General features: G+C 74.6%; 12 protein-coding genes. 8 read left to right on the forward strand and 4 right to left on the reverse strand.

Annotated features, from left to right (window positions below):
- The first annotated feature begins 94 nt into the window (after positions 1 to 94).
- Positions 95 to 673 carry an aminoacyl-tRNA hydrolase gene (pth, locus tag ACFY2K_RS28455; RefSeq protein ID WP_375892700.1) on the forward strand — a complete coding sequence of 193 codons (579 nt, stop codon included), beginning with the start codon at positions 95 to 97 and terminating at the stop codon, positions 671 to 673.
- 154 nt (positions 674 to 827) lie between these two features.
- Positions 828 to 1,151 (forward strand): hypothetical protein, encoded by a 324-nt coding sequence (locus ACFY2K_RS28460; RefSeq protein WP_375892699.1) that lies wholly within the window; start codon positions 828 to 830, stop codon positions 1,149 to 1,151.
- Positions 1,152 to 1,214: 63 nt separating this feature from the next.
- Here the strand turns inward: ACFY2K_RS28460 and ppc are convergent, their stop codons facing one another.
- A complete protein-coding gene (ppc, locus tag ACFY2K_RS28465; protein WP_380643363.1) occupies positions 1,215 to 4,025 on the reverse strand; it encodes a phosphoenolpyruvate carboxylase in 2,811 nt (936 codons plus the stop codon).
- A gap of 260 nt (positions 4,026 to 4,285) precedes the next feature.
- Between ppc and ACFY2K_RS28470 the strand changes: the two genes are divergently transcribed.
- Positions 4,286 to 5,581, forward strand: coding sequence for a sensor histidine kinase (locus tag ACFY2K_RS28470; protein ID WP_375892695.1), 1,296 nt, complete (start codon positions 4,286 to 4,288; stop codon positions 5,579 to 5,581).
- Positions 5,582 to 5,596: 15 nt separating this feature from the next.
- Here the strand turns inward: ACFY2K_RS28470 and ACFY2K_RS28475 are convergent, their stop codons facing one another.
- Both ACFY2K_RS28475 and ACFY2K_RS28480 read right to left on the reverse strand, forming a co-directional pair.
- The gene (locus ACFY2K_RS28475; RefSeq protein WP_387715198.1) at positions 5,597 to 6,205 is read right to left on the reverse strand and encodes an SUKH-3 domain-containing protein; all 609 of its coding nucleotides are present in this window, start codon (positions 6,203 to 6,205) and stop codon (positions 5,597 to 5,599) included.
- Positions 6,206 to 6,288: 83 nt separating this feature from the next.
- Positions 6,289 to 6,750 carry a YwqJ-related putative deaminase gene (locus ACFY2K_RS28480; RefSeq protein ID WP_387715173.1) on the reverse strand — a complete coding sequence of 154 codons (462 nt, stop codon included), beginning with the start codon at positions 6,748 to 6,750 and terminating at the stop codon, positions 6,289 to 6,291.
- A gap of 527 nt (positions 6,751 to 7,277) precedes the next feature.
- Between ACFY2K_RS28480 and ACFY2K_RS28485 the strand changes: the two genes are divergently transcribed.
- The 3 genes from ACFY2K_RS28485 to ACFY2K_RS28495 all read left to right on the forward strand — a co-directional run bounded on the left by ACFY2K_RS28485 (position 7,278) and on the right by ACFY2K_RS28495 (position 12,720).
- Positions 7,278 to 8,279, forward strand: coding sequence for an SMI1/KNR4 family protein (locus ACFY2K_RS28485; protein ID WP_375892692.1), 1,002 nt, complete (start codon positions 7,278 to 7,280; stop codon positions 8,277 to 8,279).
- A gap of 63 nt (positions 8,280 to 8,342) precedes the next feature.
- Positions 8,343 to 10,976, forward strand: a complete 2,634-nt coding sequence (locus ACFY2K_RS28490) for an SUKH-4 family immunity protein (protein ID WP_387715177.1) — start codon at positions 8,343 to 8,345, stop codon at positions 10,974 to 10,976.
- Positions 10,977 to 11,241: 265 nt separating this feature from the next.
- The gene (locus ACFY2K_RS28495; protein ID WP_387715180.1) at positions 11,242 to 12,720 is read left to right on the forward strand and encodes a hypothetical protein; all 1,479 of its coding nucleotides are present in this window, start codon (positions 11,242 to 11,244) and stop codon (positions 12,718 to 12,720) included.
- A gap of 3 nt (positions 12,721 to 12,723) precedes the next feature.
- On the opposite strand, the gene ACFY2K_RS28500 is transcribed toward ACFY2K_RS28495, so the two are convergent.
- Positions 12,724 to 13,440, reverse strand: coding sequence for a hypothetical protein (locus ACFY2K_RS28500; RefSeq protein WP_387715183.1), 717 nt, complete (start codon positions 13,438 to 13,440; stop codon positions 12,724 to 12,726).
- Positions 13,441 to 13,793: 353 nt separating this feature from the next.
- On the opposite strand from ACFY2K_RS28500, the gene ACFY2K_RS28505 reads away from it, so the two are divergent.
- Both ACFY2K_RS28505 and mfd read left to right on the forward strand, forming a co-directional pair.
- Complete coding sequence (locus ACFY2K_RS28505; protein WP_380531560.1) at positions 13,794 to 14,186, forward strand: beta/gamma crystallin domain-containing protein; 393 nt, start codon at positions 13,794 to 13,796, stop codon at positions 14,184 to 14,186.
- Positions 14,187 to 14,742: 556 nt separating this feature from the next.
- Positions 14,743 to 18,372: a transcription-repair coupling factor gene (mfd, locus tag ACFY2K_RS28510; RefSeq protein WP_387715187.1), complete on the forward strand. Its 3,630-nt coding sequence runs from the start codon at positions 14,743 to 14,745 to the stop codon at positions 18,370 to 18,372.

Consider the following 18,372-nt stretch of genomic DNA (forward strand, 5'->3'; position numbering starts at 1 on the left):
GTCGCTCCCCTGGAGCGGCCGGGGCAGCGGTGCGTCCAGGATGATCGGGATGACGGCGTCGAGCGCGGAGTCGAGCGCGAGGGAGAAGGGAAACATGGCGGAGGAGTACGACGGGCCCTGGCTCGTGGTGGGGCTGGGCAACCCGGGCGAGCAGTACGCCCGGAACCGGCACAACATCGGTTTCATGGTGGTCGACCTGCTGGCGCAGCGGATGGGTGCCAGGTTCAAGGCGCACAAGAGCCGGGCCCAGGTGGCCGAGGGGCGGTTGGCGGGCAAGCGGGTGGTGCTCGCCAAGCCGATGTCCTTCATGAACCTCTCCGGCGGGCCGGTGACGGCGCTGCGGGACTTCTACAAGGTGCCCGCCTCGGCGCTGATCGCCGTCCACGACGAGCTGGACATCGACTACGCGGCGCTGCGGCTCAAGCTGGGCGGCGGGGACAACGGCCACAACGGGCTGAAGTCGATCACCAAGTCGCTGGGCCCGGACTACCACCGGGTGCGTTGCGGGATCGGCCGGCCGCCGGGCCGGATGGAGGTCGCCGACTTCGTGCTGAAGGACTTCTCCTCGACCGAGCGCAAGGAGCTGGAGTGGTTCGTGGACCGCTCGGCCGACGCGGTGGAGGCGCTGCTGTCCGAGGGGCTGGAGCGGGCGCAGGGCACGTACAACTCCTGAAACGGGCGGCGTCTGACGTGACGTCATGCGCACGGTGTGCCGGGTACACAACAGTCGTACAACGCTTGCCCGGTAAACCTGAATCCGTGTGAGAACCCTGTGCGGGATCGGATAGCGTCGGCCCGGTACGCGAACGGGTCCTGGGGAGTTCTCGATGCGCAGATTGCGTCCGGTCCGCCGACTCCGGCGGCTCCGGGTGGTCCGGCTCAAGCAGTTCGGACGACGGGTCGGCACCGCCGGTGCCCTGGGGGCGGCCGGGATGCTGCTGTCCAGCGGCGCGGTGGCGCACGCCGATCCGGTGGCCGAGCCCGATCCGGCGATCACGCCGGAGCCCGCGGCGGCGCAGTTCGCCCCGCTGCTGGGCGAGTCGGTCGGCCCCGACGCGGGGCTGCTGGCGGTCGGCGGCGGCCTGGTGGTCGTGGCCGGCGGGGCGGCCCTGTGGCTCAAGCGCCGGCGCGCGGGCGAGCCCGCGGAGTAGGAACGTACGCAGGGCCGGTGTCCACAGGAAGTGGACACCGGCCCTGGGGCGTTCGGCCGGGCGTCAGCCGGTGTTGCGCAGGCCGGCGGCGATGCCGTTCACGGTGAGCAGCAGCGCGCGGGCGCGCAGCGGGTCCTCCGGGCGGCCGGTCGCGACCTCCTCGCGCTGGCGGCGCAGCAGCGCGACCTGGAGGTAGGAGATCGGGTCGAGGTAGGCGTCCCGGACGGTGAAGGTCTGCTTCAACACCGGGTTGTGCTCCAGCAGTTCGTTCTCGCCGGTGAGCCGCAGCACCTCGCGCAGGGTGAGGTCGTGCTCGGCGACGATCTGGTCGAAGATGTGCCGCAGCTCGCCGGGCACCAGTTGCTCGACGTAGTGGCGGGCGATCCGCAGGTCGGTCTTGGCCAGCGTCATGGCGACGTTGGACAGGAAGTTGCGGAAGAAGTGCCACTGGCCGTGCATCTCGTCCAGCACGTCGCCGAGGCCGGCCGCGCGGGCGGCGGCGAGGCCGGAGCCGACGCCGTACCAGCCGGGGACGACCTGGCGGGACTGGGTCCAGCCGAACACCCACGGGATGGCCCGCAGGCCGTCCAGGCCGGCGCCGGAGTCGGGGCGGCGGGACGGGCGGGAGCCCAGGTGCAGCGAGGCGAGCTGGTCGACCGGGGTGGAGGCGAAGAAGTACTTCGGCAGGTCCTCCTGGTCGACCAGGGCGCGGTAGGAGGTGTGGGCGGCCTCGGAGACCCGGTCCATCGCGGCGTCCCAGCGGGCCAGTTCCTCGGGGGCCTGGCGCGGGGCGGTGTGCAGCGCGGAGGCGGCGAGGGTGGCGGAGATGGTCAGCTCCAGGTTCTCCCGGGCGAGGGAGGGGAGCAGGTACTTGTCGGAGATGACCTCGCCCTGCTCGGTGACCTTGATCTCGCCCTCCAGGGTGCCCCAGGGCTGGGCCAGGATGGCTTCGTGGGACGGGCCGCCGCCGCGGCCGACGGTGCCGCCGCGGCCGTGGAAGAGGCGCAGCCGGATGCCGTAGCGGTGGGCGACGTCGCGCAGTCGGCGCTGGGCGCGGTGGATCTCCCACTGGGAGGTGGTGATGCCGCCGAACTTGGAGGAGTCGGAGTAGCCGAGCATGACCTCCTGGATGTCGCCGCGCAGCGAGACGAGCAGCCGGTAGGAGGGGTCGGAGAGCATCTCGTCGAGGATGCGGTCGGCCTGCTGGAGTTCGTCGGTGGTCTCCAGCAGCGGCACGATGCCGATCTTGGCGATCCCGGCGTGCAGGTCGATCAGGCCGGCCTCGCGGGCCAGCACGGTGGCGGCGAAGACGTCGTCGGCGCCCTGGCACATCGAGATGATGTAGCTCTCGACGATCTCGTCGCCGAAGCGCTCGAAGCCCTGGCGGATGGTGTTGAAGACGCCGAGGGTCTTGGTGCCGGCCTCGTCCAGCGGGGCCGGGGTGGGGGCCAGCGGGCGGCGCGAGCGGAGCTCCTTGGCGAGCAGCTTCTGCCGGTACTCGCGGGGCATGTCGGCGTAGCGCCAGGCCTCCTCGCCGAGCCGGTCGAAGAGCTGGCCGAGGGCGTGGTGGTGGGCCTCGGCGTGCTCGCGGACGTCCATGGTGGCGAGCTGGAGGCCGAAGGCCTCGATGGTGCGGATGGCGCGGGCCAGCCGGCCGTCGGCGATCAGCTCGCCGCGGTGGGCGCGCAGCGATTCCTGGATCAGCCGCAGGTCGGCGACGAGTTCGCGGGTGCCGAGGTAGTCGCGGCCCTCGACGTGCGGGGTGCCGCCGGCCAGCCGCTCGCGGGTGTTCTCCAGCTTGAGCCGGATGCAGGTGGCCTTGAGGCGGTAGGGCTCCTCGGCGTTCATCCGCTTGTAGCGGGGGCTGAGTTCGGGGAGCCGGTGCAGGTCGGTGTTGAGCGAGGCGAGCAGGTCGACCGAGGCGCCGGCCAGCCGCTCGGAGGTGGAGAGGGTGTTGCGCAGGTCGTCGATGGCGGCGAGGGCGTCCTGGATGCCGTACTCGTGCTGGAGGTTGAGGACGTCCCAGGTGACCTGCGGGGTGACGTTGGGGTTGCCGTCGCGGTCGCCGCCGATCCAGGTGCCGAAGGTCAGCGGGCGCACGCCGTCGGGCAGGTTGAGGCCGACCCGGGCGAGCTCCTCGTGCAGTTCCTCCAGCACCTCGGGGACGGCCTCGCGGTAGAGCTCGTCCAGGTAGTAGACGGCGTTGCGGGCCTCGTCGGTGGGCTCGGGGCGGGCGATGCGCAGTTCGTCGGTCTGCCAGAGCAGGTCGATGACCTCGGCGAGGCGGCGGTCGGCGGAGCGCTTGGCGCTGCTGGTGCGGGCCGGGTCGGCGGCGGCCAGGCCGTTGCTGAGCTCCTCGCGGTGGATCCGGTCGAGGAGTTCGCCGATCCGGCGCAGCTTGTTGAGCACGCTGCGGCGGGCGGCCTCGGTGGGGTGGGCGGTGAAGACCGGGCGGACCGCGAGGTTGGCCAGGGTGTCCTGGAGGTGCTTGGGGTCGGCCTCGGCGAGCTGGTCGGCGGTCTGGGCCAGCAGCGAGCCCTCGCGGGCGCGGCGGGTGGCGAACTCCCGGCCGCGGTGCACCTGTTCGGTGACGTTGGCGAGGTGGAAGTAGGTGGAGAAGGCCCGGACCAGCTTGGCGGCCGTGTCCAGGTCGATGTCGGAGAGGAGTTCGGCGGTGGCCTCGCCGTCGGTGCGGCTGAGCAGGCGGACCTGTTCGACCAGGCCCAGCAGCTGGGGGCCCTCCTGGCGGACCAGCGTCTCGCCGAGCAGGTCGCCGAGGCGGCGGATGTCCGCGCGCAGGGCCGAGTTGTCCTCGGCTGCGCCGGCGGCGAGGACGGTGGGGCTGTCCGCCGGGGTGGGGACCGGAGCGGTCACGGCTGGCTCCCTCTGGTGGTGGGGTTCGGCAACGGCTCATCGTCACAGGTCCACGCGCAGTGTGGCGGGTGTGACGCGTGCGGACCGCGCTGTCCGACGCGACCAGCATAGGTGTCGGGGCGGTCGCTGTCCGCGAGGTGGCCGGATGGCGGACAGGGCTGCCGAAAACCACCTGTGGTCTGGACCACTTGAGGGGGGTAGGGGGTGTGCCGGGCAATCCGGGTGGGGAAGGGCGGGGGTTGCCGCTTAACCTGTCACGCATGAGCAAGTCGCCTGGGGAGCGCGTGCCGGTCCGGTCGTTCTGGTGGTGGAAGCGGCGGCGCAGCGCCCTCCTCGACGTCGGGCTGGCGCTGCTCGCCGCGGTCGAGTGCTCGGCCAGCACGATCGCCTTCCTCTCCGCCCGGATGCACGTGAGCGTCCTCGGCATGGCCGGGATCGCCCTGCTCGGCACGCTGGCCGGCGGTTCGCTGGTGGTGCGCCGGCGGTGGCCGGCCGTGCCGGTGGTGGCGACCCTGCTGGTGCTGCCCGGGATGCTGGGCGTGCTGCTGCTGGTGGTGTCGCTGTACACGCTGGCGGAGACCTGGGAGTGGCCGTCCCGGCGCCGCCGGGTGGTGGCGCTGTCCGGGCTGGCCTTCGCCGAGGCCGGCGCCGTGATGGCGCTCCAGCTGATGACCCCGGACGACTCGGTCGCGGCGGAGCGGACCCCGCTGTGGGGCCTGGTCGTGCTGTCGCTGCTGGTCGCGGTCGGACTGACCGTCGCCCCGGTGGTGACCGGACTGTACGTGGGGGCGCGGCGGCGGCTGATCGAGTCGCTCAAGGACCGTGCGCACGGCCTGGAGACCGAACTGGACCTGCTCGCCGAGCAGGCCCAGGAGCGCGCCCGCCGGGCCCGGTTGGAGGAGCGCACCCGGATCGCCCGGGAGATGCACGACGTGGTCGCCCACCGGGTCTCGCTGATGGTGGTGCACTCCGGGGCGCTGGAGCGAATAGCCGTCAAGGACCCGGAGAAGGCCGCGCAGAGCGCCAGGCTGATGGGCGAGGTGGGCCGGCAGGCGCTGAACGAGCTGCGCGAGATCCTCGGCGTGCTGCGGATGGACGACGAACGGCCGCAGGAGCCGGACTCGCTGGCCGTGCTGCCCCGGCTGGTCGACCAGTCCCGGGCGGCCGGGATGGCCGTGACGCTGACCGTCAGCGGCAGCCGGCAGGAGTTCACCGGCGAGGCCGAGCAGACCGCCTACCGCGTCGTCCAGGAGGGGCTGACCAACGCCCACAAGCACGCGGGCGGGGCGCAGGTGTCGGTGCTGCTGGCGTACGCGCCGAACGGGGTGCGGGTGAGCGTGGTGAACGCCTGCCCGGGCGGGGAGCGGGGGGCGGCGCAGCTGCCCAGCGGGGGCAACGGGCTGGTCGGGATGCGGGAGCGGGTGATCGCGCTGGGCGGCACCTTCTCCTCCGGGCCGGAGGCGGACGGCGGCTTCCGGGTCGAGGCGGTGCTGCCGTCCCGGCTGGCCGTCCGCGCGGACCGGCTCGGCCGGCCGGGCGCCGCGGGTCCGGCCTGATCCACGGGAGGCGCCTCAGCCCGGCGTGGACGGGCCCTGGCCGTACGCGCGGCCGTACTCCTCGGCGGTGCGCAGCCGTTCCGGGGCGGTGCCCAGGACCAGGGTGCTGATCGCCTGGTCGATGCCGTGGCCGAGGAACCACTCGCCGGTGTGGTCCAGGCTGTAGACCCGGGCCTCCTCGTCGACGGCCAGCAGCGCCTGCCCGTAGGCCTCCTCGCCGAGCGGGGCGAGCCGGCTGCCCAGGGCCCGGCCGAGGTCGAACAGGGTGCGCGGCTGGTGCAGCCCGCACATCGGGTCGATCAGGAACGGGGTGCGGGCCAACTGGCGGCCGGGGCCGGAGAGGTCGAAGGCGAGGCCGCCGAACTCCGCCCAGGCCTCGACGGCCGCCGGGAACACCGCGTGCGGGACGCCGCCGGGACCGCCGTGCCCGACCAGGGCGTCGGCCCACTCCTCGGCCTGCCGGATCTGCCAGCGGCCGGGGTGCCAGCCGGCCGCCTTGAGCTCGGCGGCGACGTCGGCGGGGAAGCGCGGGCGGGTCCGCCCGGTGGGGCCGGCCGGGGGCGGGGTGCCCGGGGCGAGGGTGGCCGGCGGGGGCGGGGGCGGGGGCGGGCTGGGCGGGTTCAGGGCGTGCTCCGGGGCTCGGGGACAGGGGGCGTACGAGAGGCGTACGGGAGGCGGGCGGGCGTGGGCGTCCGGCGTGCGGACGCTCAGCGCGCCGGCGGTCCGACGGCGACGCTCTGCACCGCGAAGTGCTCCAGCATCGGTGCGCAGGAGCGGCACGGCGGGGCGTGGGTGCCGTGTGCCGGGTCGCCTTCCTCGCGGATCCGGAGCGTCGTCATCCGGGAGCCCTTGAGCGCCTTGCGGGCTTCCTGCAGGCTCATCGGCTTGCGGGCGGCGCGTTTGGAGCGCTTCCCGTCGACCGTGGTCAGGTACTGGGAGAGCAGGACGGCCTCCGGGCAGCGGCCGGTGAACCGTTCGCGGGCCTCGACCGGCAGGGTGTCCAGGAACTCGCCGACCAGCGGGTGCAGGACCGGGCGCCGGTCGTCCTTGTCGCCCGCCAGGGTGTGCACCTCGCCGCCCTTGGGCGACAGCGCGGCGGCGACGGCGGGCAGCAGGCTGTCGCGGTGGTGGCGCAGCACGGGCGGGCCCGCCGGCTCACCGGTGGTCATGCGGTGTCCTCCTCCTCGTTCCTGGCGGTCCGGTTCCCGTTGGCTCCGGTCGGTCCCGGGGCAAGCCTGTCATTCGGTACCGACAACCGCACAACCGGGGTGCGGGGCGGACCGAACACCCGTACGGCCACCGGCCGGCCGGGCACCCGTCCCACCCGCATCCTGGCCGCCCACCGGCCGGACCCGCACCGCATCGTCATGACTTGTCCGTCGATTTACCGAAACCGCCCCCGGTCCGGACCCCGCCCGGTACGGTTCCGGCAGCGAGCCCCGGGAGGGCCCCGGGCGGGCCCCGGTGGCAACGGCGACGCCGGGGCGGTGCTCACCGACGACGACGAACTCGCCGCCGCCGTACGGCCGATCGGCGGCCACGGCGCCCGCGACGAGTCACACGGGCCCGGCAGGTAGGGGTCGTGGAGGTGTTGCGGCGGGCCCCGGGTGCGAGGGGTCGGCCGGGCGGGTGACCCAATAGGCTGGTGCCCAGCAAGCGCACCGAGCATTTTGCAGCAGCCAGTGGGGGCTCCCAGATGACGACAGGTCGGCCCGGCGTCACCGCCGCACCGAACGCGGCGTACGCAGGTCAGGTGGTGCAGTTCCCGGACCCGGTCCGTGCCGAGCGGCACCCGGCCGGGGTCCGGGTGGACGAGGCCGGCTACCCGGACTTCGGTCCGTACGCCGCCGCGGCGGCCGAGGTCGCCGACCCGCCGCAGGGCTTCGGCGTGGACGAACTGCGGCTGACCGACTACGTCTCGGCCAACGCCGCGCTGTTCACCCAGGGCCACCCGCTCTGGGCCGACCTGGAGACCGCGGTGGCGACCCCGCCCGGCTGGACCTGGCACCACGCGGTCGGCCGGGCCGCCCCCGGCTGGCGCCGGATGGAGCTCGTCCCGGTCGAGGTCAAGTCCCTGCTGCGCCACCACGGCGGCCTGGCCACCTCGCCCGCCGACCACACCCGCCGGGGCACCCGCCCGCTGCAGGAGCGCCGGCCCGTCCACTTCTCGCTGGCCAAGGACGGCGGCGACCCGATCGGCGTCCCCGAGGACCTGGTGCAGCGCGCCGAGGAGCGCCTCGGCTACCAGCTGCCCGGTGCCTACCGCACCTTCCTCAAGCTCGGCGGCGGCCGCGGCCCGGTCGGCGTCGCGCTGGACACCGAGCTCGGCATGCTGCTCGACCAGCCGTTCCTCACCCTCACCGAGGAGTACGGCACCGAGGACGTCGTCTACGCCAACAAGTGCCTGCGCGACCACCTCACCAAGGACTACCTGGGCATCGCCTACGCGCAGGGCGGCCTGATCGCGCTCAAGGTGCGCGGCGACCGGATCGGCTCGGTCTGGTTCCACCTGTACGACGACGCCCGGGACTCCGGCGGGCCGGAGGCCCCCGAGGAGCGCTGCGCCCGGCTGCTGCTGCCTTGCGGGGACGACTTCGACGCCTTCCTGCTGCGGCTGGCCGGCAGCCCGCCGGAGCTGGAGACGGTCGCGGAGCTGATGGTGGACGGCGGGTTCGCCCGGGCCGTCCCGGTGGACTGACGTGAGCGCGGGAACGGCGTTGAGGGAACGAGTGGGGACGACGGGGACAGGGGTGAACCGGGCGTGGTGACGTACGCGCAGGCGCAGGAGCTCGCCGAGGAGTGGGTCAACGGCGGGGTGCCGCACGGGCAGCAGCGCGAGGTGCGGGTCCGGGAGTTCGACCTCGGCTTCGTCTGCTGGGCGGTCTCGCCCGCGGACACGGCGGGTGGGCCCGGTGCCGGTGCCGACGGCGGCGCGGGTGCGGGCGGGGCGCGGCTGGTGATCGCCCGCGACTCGGGCGCCAGCACGCTGTGGCCCGCGCTGCCCGTCAACGAGGTGGTCCGGCAGTTCGAGGAGGTGTACGGGCGGCCGGTCGCGGCCAACCCGGCCGGGGCGGCGAAGCCCGCACCGGGGCCGGTGGAGGCGACCTCCTTCCTGCTCAGCCCGCCGCAGTGGCTGCAGGAGGCGGGGGCGGCGGCGATCGCGGCGGAGGCCGAGAAGCTGGCCGGTGCCGCGGCCCCGGCTCCGACCCCGGCCCCGGCTGCCGCGCCCGTACCGGTCGCCGCGCCCGCGCCTGCCGACGTGCCGCCCGCGCCGCTGCCGCCCGCGCCCGTACCGGTGGCGCCCGCCGTGCTGACCGAGCCGCCGGTCTCCGCGCGGCCCGCCGGGGACGCGCCGACCATGCTCGCGCCGCCGCCGGGCGAGGACCCGTTCGCCGCCCCGCTGCCGCCGAGCGCCTCGACGCCGCCGCCCGCGCCGGTCGCGGCCGAGGCGGCGACCGTGCTGATGCCGGAGGGCCTGCGTACCTCCGGTTCGGACCTGCCCGAGGCGCCCGCCCCGGCCGGGGCCGAGGCCGCGACGATGCTGATGCCCCCGGGCGGCGGCCACGGCCTGCCGCCGGTCGGTGCCCAGCCGCCGGTCGCCCAGGCCCAGGCCCAGGCCCCGGCCCCGGCCGCGCCGCCCGTCGCCCCGCCCGCTCCGGTCCCGGTGCCCGCCCCGGCCGCCGAGCCGGCGCCGACGCTGCTCGCGCCGCCGGACGCCGTGCCGGGCCTGATGGGCCTGCCCGGCGCCCCGGCCGCCCCGGCCGCCCCGCCCGCCGCCCCGGTGGAGCAGGCGCCCACCATGCTGGCCTCGCCCGGCGGGCTGGCCGGCCTGCCCGGCGCCCCCGGCCCGGCCGCCCCGCCCGCGGCCCCGCCGGCCCAGGGCGCCGGTCTCGGCCGCGGCCCGGGTTCGGCCCCGCCGCCGCCCCCGCCGGCCGCGCTGCGCGGCGCTCCGGGCGGACCGTCCGGTGCCTCCGGCTCGGGCGGGCTGGGCCGCAACCCCGCCTCGGCCCCGCCGCCGCCCCCGCCCGCCGGGCTGCGGCAGACCCCGGGGTCGGGCACGCCCGCCGCCGCTGCGGGCGGCCGGTCGGGCGGTTCGGTCCCGCCGCCCCCGCCGCCGGCGGGCCTGCGCTCCGGTGAGGCCCCGGCTCCCGCGCCGCAGGGCGGGCCCGCCCCGGCCGCCGCCGGTGTGGCGTACGAGGCGACCCAGCTGGCGAGCGCGATCGACCCCGCGCTGCTCGGCGGCCCGGCGGACCCGGGCACCCCGCCGTCCGGCGGTCCGGCCGTCCCGCCGCCGCCCGGCGGCCCGGCGGCTCCGGCCGCGCCGGCGGCCGGGTACGGCTACCCGAACGCGGGTGCCGCGCCCGGCGTCGTCCCGCCGACCCCGGTCACCGGCCCGCCGCCGGGCGCGCCGGTGCCGCCCGGGGTGCCCGCGGTGGGCCCGGGCTACTTCGCCGCGCTCAGCTACCGGGGCCCGGACGGCTCGGAGCAGAAGCTGCTGCACCGCAGCGAACCGGGCACCCCGCACCCGGAGTGGAAGATCCTCCAGGACCTGCGGCGGTTGAACGTGCCGCCGGAGCAGGTGCTGGAGCTCTACACCGAGCTGGAGTCGTGTGATCTGCCCGGCGGCTACTGCAACCGCATGATCGCGGCCTCCTGGCCGAACGTGCGGCTGACCCACACCGCCCCGTACGGCCGCGACCACGCCTCCCGGCAGGCCGGGATGGCCGAGCTGCTGGACCACCTGGACGAGCTGCACCAGCTGGCCTCCGGTGCCCAGCGGGTCCGCCCGTTCCGGGTTCCGCTGCCCGCGCCGGGGACGGTCCAGGCGCTGCCGCCGGCGCCGCCCCAGCAGCTCGCCCAGGAGCTGGGGACGGCCTTCGGCCAGAACCTGTTCCGCTACGAGCAGCGCGCCGTCTCCCGCCAGGGCGTGCCGGAGCCGGTGTCGCAGACGCTGACGTGGGCCGGGCTGCCGCGCGACTTCGGGCCGTTCTTCTGGGCCCAGGCGCAGGAGGGCCGGCCGATTCCGACGCTGGCCGAGCTGGCCGCCGAGCGCGGCCTGCAGCAGGGCCCGGACTTCGGCGGCTACCTGGTGCTCGGCAACGACTACGGCCGTCAGCTGTGCGTCCAGTACGGCACCGCGAACGTGGTCGCCGTGGACGTCGACGGAACCGGCCAGCCGCCGCGCTTCGTCAACACCGGTGTACCGGAGTTCGTCCGCGCGCTGGCCCTGCTGGGTCGGATGTGGCGGCTGCGGTACGGGCTGACGCCGGAGCAGGCCGGTCGCTGGACGACCGACTTCCAGGCCCAGCTCGCCGCGATCGACCCGGCGGCCCTGCAGACCGCGGACACTTGGTGGGCCGTGCTGCTGGAGCAGTTCTGGGACGGTCTGCTGTAGCGGACCGTCGCGGATCCTCGCAGGTGGGAGGGGTCGTTCCGGTGTCCGGAACGACCCCTTCGGCGTGCCCCGGCAGCTGTGCCTCGTTGGGGTTTCGTCCGGATCTGCGCAAAATAGGTCAAGAGGATGGGTCTCATCGCCCCGTCCTCGACACATTCCGGTCCGCACGACGACCGGATTCGGCCCCGGTGTCCCAACCGGTTCCGGATCCGTCCAGTCCGTCCGATCATGGGCTCCGCAGCCCGCGAAACGAGGGGAAGAGCCCATGAGCGACGCCGTCCCCCAGTACGGCTTCACCCAGGCCCGGCGCGGCTACGCGCCCGAGCAGGTCGACCGGGCGCTGGTCGCCCTGACCGCACAACGTGACGAGGCCTGGGAGCGGCTGAGCGTCCTGGGAGCCGGGATCCGGCAGATGGAGACCAGGCTCGACGACATCCGCCAGGCCGCCGAGGAGGCCCCGGAGCCGGACTACGAGGTGCTCAGCGAGCAGGCCGCCGGCCTGGCCGAGATGGCCCGGAACGAGGCCCGCGCCGTCAAGGAGAAGGCCGAGCGCTTCGCCGAGGACCTGCGGGACGAGGTCTACGAGGCCGGCCAGGAGGCCGACAAGGCCGCCAAGGAGTACGCCACCACCACCCGCGCCGAGGCCGACGCCGCCGCCCGCCGCACCGACGAGCGCACCCGCGCCGAGGCCGAGGGCATCCGCGCCGACGCCGACCGGGAGAGCCGCGCCGCCCGGGACGGTGCCACCGCCTACGCCGCCAAGGTCCGGGTGGCCGCCGCCGAGGCCAGCGAGCACGCCGAGGCCGAGCTGGCCGCCAGGCGCCGCAAGGCCGACGAGACCTTCGCCGAGGCCCAGGCCAAGGCCGACGCCGAGGACGCGGAGGTCTCCGCGACGGCCGAGCGCCGGGTCAAGGAGGCCGAGCAGCACCGGGAGACGGTGCTGAACCGGATCAAGCAGCTGGAGACCGACGCCCAGGCCAAGGCCGACCAGCTGGTCGAGAAGGCCCGCCGGGAGGCCGAGAAGATCAACGCGGAGAGCGAGCGCGAGCAGCAGGCCTTCGACGCCCGGCTGGAGACGGTGCAGCAGCACCTGGACCACATCAAGGCGACGCTGGCCTCGCTCACCGGCGCGGCGGTCGGGCAGATCGAGCCCGAGCGGCTGGCCGCGGCCGCCGCCGGGGCCGCCGCGGCCGGACCGGCGGACGCGGTGGCGGACAAGGTGGCGGACACCGCGCCGGTCGACTCGGAGGCGGACACCGGGGAGATCCCGCTGCCGGACCTGCGCGGCGCCGCGACCCCGGCCGACGGACCGGCCGACGCTCCCGCCGCTGCCCCGGCGGCTGCCCCCGCCGAGGCTCCCGGAGGTGCCCGGCCCAGCGGTGCGCGGCCCGGTGCGACGGCGCTGCTGCGGCAGCCGGTGGTCGGCGGCGCCGTGGCGGCCAGGACCGCCGATGCCAAGCCCGCCGACGCCAAGCCCGTCGACGCCAAGCCCGTCGAAGCCGAGGTCGGGGGCGCCGGCGACCCGGTGGTGACCGGTCCGGTCGTCCCGGCCGCGGTGCCGCCGAAGCCCGCGACGCCGCCCGGGCCCGTGGCCGACGTGGACGCGGCGGAGGGCGTGAACGGTGCGGCAGGCGCCGCGGGTGCCGCGGGCGCCGAGGAGACCCGGGTCATCCCGAAGATCATCATCGTGGACGACGGCGCCGGTTACGCACCCCCCAACACGGTGTCCTACCGCCGCAAGTAGTCCTCAGCCGCCCTCGCCCGCGATCAGCCGGGTGAGCTTCGCGTCCTTGGCCCTGACCGCCTCCTGCTGGGCGGTCAGGGCCTGTGCGTTGTGGTCGATCAGCTGCCGCTGGTAGCCGGCCAGCACGGCGAACCAGAGGCCGGCCAGGCCGGAGCGGGCGGTGCAGTCCGCGTCGGCGCGGGCGGCGGCCAGCTCGGCCGGGGTGGGGTCCGGCGTGGTCGAGTACCCGTGCGCCAGCTCCTCGGGGGTGGTGGTCCGGAAGCCGGCGGCCGTCATGCAGGCGGTCCACTGCCCGGTGGCCGCCACCACCCGGGCGTCCCGGGCGGTGGCCGTCGTCGACTCCTGGAACAGCCGGTCGACCAGTCGGCTGCCCGCCGCCGGCGGCGAGCCGATCCGTTCGGCGGTCTGCCGGTCGCAGTCCACCCGGGCGCCGTCGTAGGCCTCGCCGGAACCGGCCGGGGCGGGGTCCGGCCGGGGGGCCGACCGCCGGGGCGGGTGGAAGCCCAGGGTGGCGGCGGCCTCCGCGCCGAGGTAGCCCCAGGCGCCGGCCGGCAGTGCGGTCGCGTTGTCCGGCGGCTGGGCGGCCTGCAGCCCGTCCCCGGTGAACCCGGCGAAGCCGGCCCGGTGCATGCACGAGACGGTCAGCGCGTTCCGGGCCTGGATCTCCTTGACCGCGGGCCGGTCGTCGGCCTGATAAGCGGACAGCGGAAGTCCGGTCAATCCGCCCCGGCCGGATTCCGGAGCGGCCGTGGAACCGAGCACCGGCGGGGTCGGCGCGGAATCGGCGGAGGCCTTTCCGGATTCGCTCGAACAACCCGCGGACAATACCGAAAGGGTGGCCGCGAGGGTGGCGGCGGTGAATCGTCCGAATCGGGCGGGAGGTGCCAAGCTTCTGCTCCGATCCTCAAGCACGGCAGGCGTGTTGGGACCATAGCTCATGTCGTCCGGGTACGTTCCCCGGTCGCCGGGCGAATCCCGGCTTGGCCGGAAAACACCTGTGCGGTGCGGGCCCGCCGTGCAAATCTCGGGAACCCGGCCGTTGTCGACGGAGCCGTTGTCGAGGGAGGGGTTACATGATTCGCCGCACCGATCCCCGCTCCACCGTTCGGAACGGAATGGGCAAGGCCCGTCGCGTCGGCGTTCTGGCGGTTCTCACGGCCGCCGCCGCGACCCTGCTGCCGACGACCGCGGCGCGGGCCGTGGAACGGGTCGACTGCGGGAACCGGGACGATTTCGCGAAGGTCTGGAACTACGGCTACAGCGGGCAGCTCTGCTTCGCGAACGACGGCTGGATGTCCCTGCGGGTCTACAACGTCGACCGGATCGACGCGGGCAACAACAAGGTCATCACCTATCTGGGCGGCGGACTCGGCTCCTGGACCGTCTTCACCTGGGAGCGCTACGACTTCAACGCCAACCAGGGCCGCCAGGTGATGATGTACGACATCAACCTGTCCCGCTGGTAGGGCTGGAGCAGGCGGGCGCAACGCGAAGAGGCCGAGACCCGTGGCGCCCTCCAGGAAAGGGCGCCACGGTTCCCGGCGCTTGGGCGGGCGCCCCCACCCAGGGTCGCCCGGCCTCGCACCTCCGACCCCCATCGGGGGTGCGACAGTGCCGCCACAGCCATCCCCCACGGTTGGGTGCGGCGGGCACATTCACCATGGTGCGCGATCTCCATGGACGGCCAGTGACAGGAGTATGTCCAGTTCGTGGCGGATGGCGGAGCCCGGTCGGGGCCGGTGCCCGAGCGGTTCGTCCACCGGTCGGTCCGGTGTTCCGTCCAGTGGTTCGCCTGCGGTCGTGTCCCTGCCAGGAACGCCCCGGCGGCTGCCGGATCATCCCCGCGCGGCCGGTCGCCCGGACGGCGCGGCCCCGCCGGGCTCCTACGCCGCGTGCCCGTCCGTGCCGCGGCGTAGGCTGGAGACCCCCGGCCGCTCGGCGTGCCGGGCCATTCGCGTTGCCCCGGTGGGCCGTTCGCCGCCCGGAGGCAGCACCAGCCACGGCACGAAGAAGAGACCCCAGATGAGTCTGACCGGACTGCTCGATGTCGTCGCGCGGGACGCGGCGCTCGCCGAGGCGATCGAGGCGGCCACCGCCACCGGAGCCGCGGCCGGCGGCCGCCGGCACCTGGACCTGGTCGGACCGCCCGCGGCCCGGCCGTTCGCCGTCGCCGCGCTGGCCCGCGCGCTGGCCGGCCGGGCGGCCGGTGAGCGGGGCCGTCCGGTGCTGGCCGTCACCGCGACCGGGCGGGAGGCCGAGGACCTGGCCGCCTCGCTGCGCTCGCTGCTGCCCGCCGACGCGGTCGCCGAGTACCCCGCCTGGGAGACCCTGCCGCACGAGCGGCTGTCGCCCCGCTCGGACACCGTCGGCCGCCGGCTGGCCGTGCTGCGCCGGATCGCGCACCCGCGGGCGGACGATCCGGCGGCCGGTCCGGTGCAGGTGATCGTCGCCCCGGTCCGCTCGGTGCTCCAGCCGCAGGTGAAGGGGCTGGCCGAGCTGGAGCCGGTGGCCGTCCGGCGCGGGGAGACCCACGACCTGGAGGAGGTCGCCCGCGGGCTCGCCGCGGCCGCCTACGCGCGGGTCGAACTGGTCGAGAAGCGCGGCGAGTTCGCCGTCCGCGGCGGCATCCTGGACGTCTTCCCGCCGACCGAGGAGCACCCGCTGCGGGTGGAGTTCTGGGGCGACGAGGTCGAGGAGATCCGCTACTTCAAGGTCGCCGACCAGCGCTCGCTGGAGATCGCCGAGCACGGCCTGTGGGCGCCGCCCTGCCGGGAGCTGCTGCTGACCGACCAGGTGCGCGCCCGGGCCGCCGAACTGTCGGCCCAGCAGCCCGGGTTGGCGGAGATCCTGGACAGGATCGCGGAGGGCATCGCGGTCGAGGGCATGGAGTCGCTGGCACCCGTGCTGGTGGACGACATGGAGCTGCTGCTCGACGTGCTGCCGCTCGGCTCGGTCACGGTGGTCTGCGACCCGGAGCGGGTCCGGACCAGAGCGGCCGACCTGGTGGCCACCAGCCAGGAGTTCCTCCAGGCCTCCTGGGTCGCGGCGGCCGCCGGCGGCGACCGGCCGATCGACCTGGAGGCCATCGACGTCTCCGCCGCCTCGCTGCGCTCGCTCGCCGAGGTGCGCGAGCACGCCGACGAGATCGGCCTGCCCTGGTGGTCCGTCAGCCCGTTCGCGACCAGCGAGTCGACGGTCGACGGCATCCTGGAGTTCGACGTCAACACGCTGACCCTCGGCATGCACGCCGTCGAGGCCTACCGGGGCGACACCGCCCGGGCGATCGCCGACGCCAAGGAGCGGCTGGCCGCCAACTGGCGGGTCGTCATGGTGACCGAGGGGCACGGCCCGGCCTCCCGGCTGGCCGAGGTGCTCGGCAACGAGGGCATTCCGGCCCGGCTGGTCGCCGACCTCGCCGAGGCGCCCACCCGGGACGTCGTGTACGTCTCCTGCGGCTCCATCGAGCACGGCTTCGTGGACGAGCGGCTCAAGCTCACCGTCATCACCGAGACCGACCTGTCCGGCCAGAAGTCCTCCACCAAGGACATGCGCCGGATGCCGTCCCGGCGCCGCAACGCGATCGACCCGCTGGCCCTGGCGGCCGGCGACTACGTGGTGCACGAGGCGCACGGCGTCGGCCGGTACGTCGAGATGGTGCAGCGCACCGTCCAGGGCGCCACCCGCGAGTACCTGGTGCTGGAGTACGCCCCCGCCAAGCGCGGCCACCCCGGCGACCGGCTGTTCGTGCCGACCGACCAGCTCGACCAGGTCACCAAGTACGTCGGCGGCGAGGCCCCGACGCTGCACCGGCTCGGCGGCGCGGACTGGGCCAAGACCAAGCAGCGGGCCAAGAAGGCGGTCAAGGAGATCGCCGCCGACCTGATCAAGCTGTACTCGGCCCGGATGGCCGCCCCCGGCCACACCTTCGGCCCGGACACCCCGTGGCAGCGCGAGCTGGAGGACGCCTTCCCGTACGCGGAGACGCCGGACCAGCTGACCACCATCGCCGAGGTCAAGTCGGACATGGAGAAGTCCGTCCCGATGGACCGGCTGATCTGCGGCGACGTCGGCTACGGCAAGACCGAGATCGCGGTGCGGGCCGCGTTCAAGGCGGTGCAGGACGGCAAGCAGGTCGCCGTGCTGGTCCCGACCACCCTGCTGGTGCAGCAGCACTTCTCCACCTTCGCCGAGCGGTACGCCAACTTCCCGGTCACCGTGAAGGCGCTGTCCCGCTTCCAGACCGACAGCGAGGCCAAGGCCGTCCTGGAGGGGCTGTTCGAGGGCTCGGTGGACGTCGTCATCGGCACCCACCGGCTGTTCTCCTCGGAGACCAGGTTCAAGGACCTCGGCCTGGTCATCGTCGACGAGGAGCAGCGCTTCGGCGTCGAGCACAAGGAGCAGTTGAAGAAGCTGCGCGCCAACGTGGACGTGCTCACCATGTCCGCGACGCCGATCCCGCGCACCCTGGAGATGGCCGTCACCGGCATCCGCGAGATGTCCACCATCACCACCCCGCCGGAGGAGCGGCACCCGGTGCTGACCTTCGTCGGGCCGTACGACGAGAAGCAGATCTCGGCCGCGATCCGGCGTGAACTCCTGCGCGAGGGACAGGTGTTCTACATCCACAACCGGGTCGAGTCGATCGACAAGGCGGCCGCCCGGCTCAAGGACCTCGTCCCCGAGGCGCGGATCGCCACCGCGCACGGGCAGATGGGGGAGAACCAGCTGGAGAAGGTCGTCGTCGACTTCTGGGAGAAGGAGTTCGACGTCCTGGTGTCGACCACGATCGTGGAGTCCGGCATCGACATCTCCAACGCCAACACCCTGATCGTCGAGCGCGGCGACACCTTCGGCCTGTCGCAGCTGCACCAGCTGCGCGGCCGGGTCGGGCGCGGGCGCGAGCGCGGCTACGCGTACATGCTGTACCCGCCGGAGAAGCCGCTCACCGAGACGGCCCACGAGCGGCTGGCCACCATCGCCCAGCACACCGAGATGGGCGCCGGCATGTACGTCGCCATGAAGGACCTGGAGATCCGCGGCGCCGGCAACCTGCTCGGCGGCGAGCAGTCCGGGCACATCGCGGGCGTCGGCTTCGACCTCTACATGCGGATGGTCGGCGAGGCGGTGGCCGAGTTCCGCGAGTCGCTGGCGAACGGCGGCGAGCCGGAGGAGGAGCCGCTGGAGGTGAAGATCGAGCTGCCGGTCGACGCCCACGTGCCGCACGACTACGCCCCCGGCGAGCGGCTGCGGCTGCAGGCCTACCGCTCGATCGCGGCGGTCAACTCGGAGGCGGACATCCAGCAGGTCCGGGACGAGCTGGCGGACCGCTACGGGAAGCTGCCCGAGCCGGTCGAGAACCTGCTGATGGTCGCCGGCCTGCGGCTGTACGCCCGCCGCTGCGGGATCTCGGACATCACCCTCCAGGGCTCCAACGTCCGCTTCGGCCCGGTGGAGCTGCGGGAGTCCCAGCAGCTGCGGCTGAACCGGCTCTACCCGCGCAGCCAGGTCAAGGCGGCGGCCCAGCAGCTCCTGGTGCCCCGGCCGAGCACCGGCCGGATCGGCGGCAAGCCGCTGGTCGGGCGCGAACTGCTCGGCTGGTGCACCGAGTTCCTGTCGGCCATGTTCGACGACCTGGCGGGGACGAAGAAGTAG

The organism is Kitasatospora sp. NPDC001309 (assembly GCF_042896295.1).
In the GTDB taxonomy this organism is placed as follows: Bacteria; Actinomycetota; Actinomycetes; order Streptomycetales; family Streptomycetaceae; genus Kitasatospora.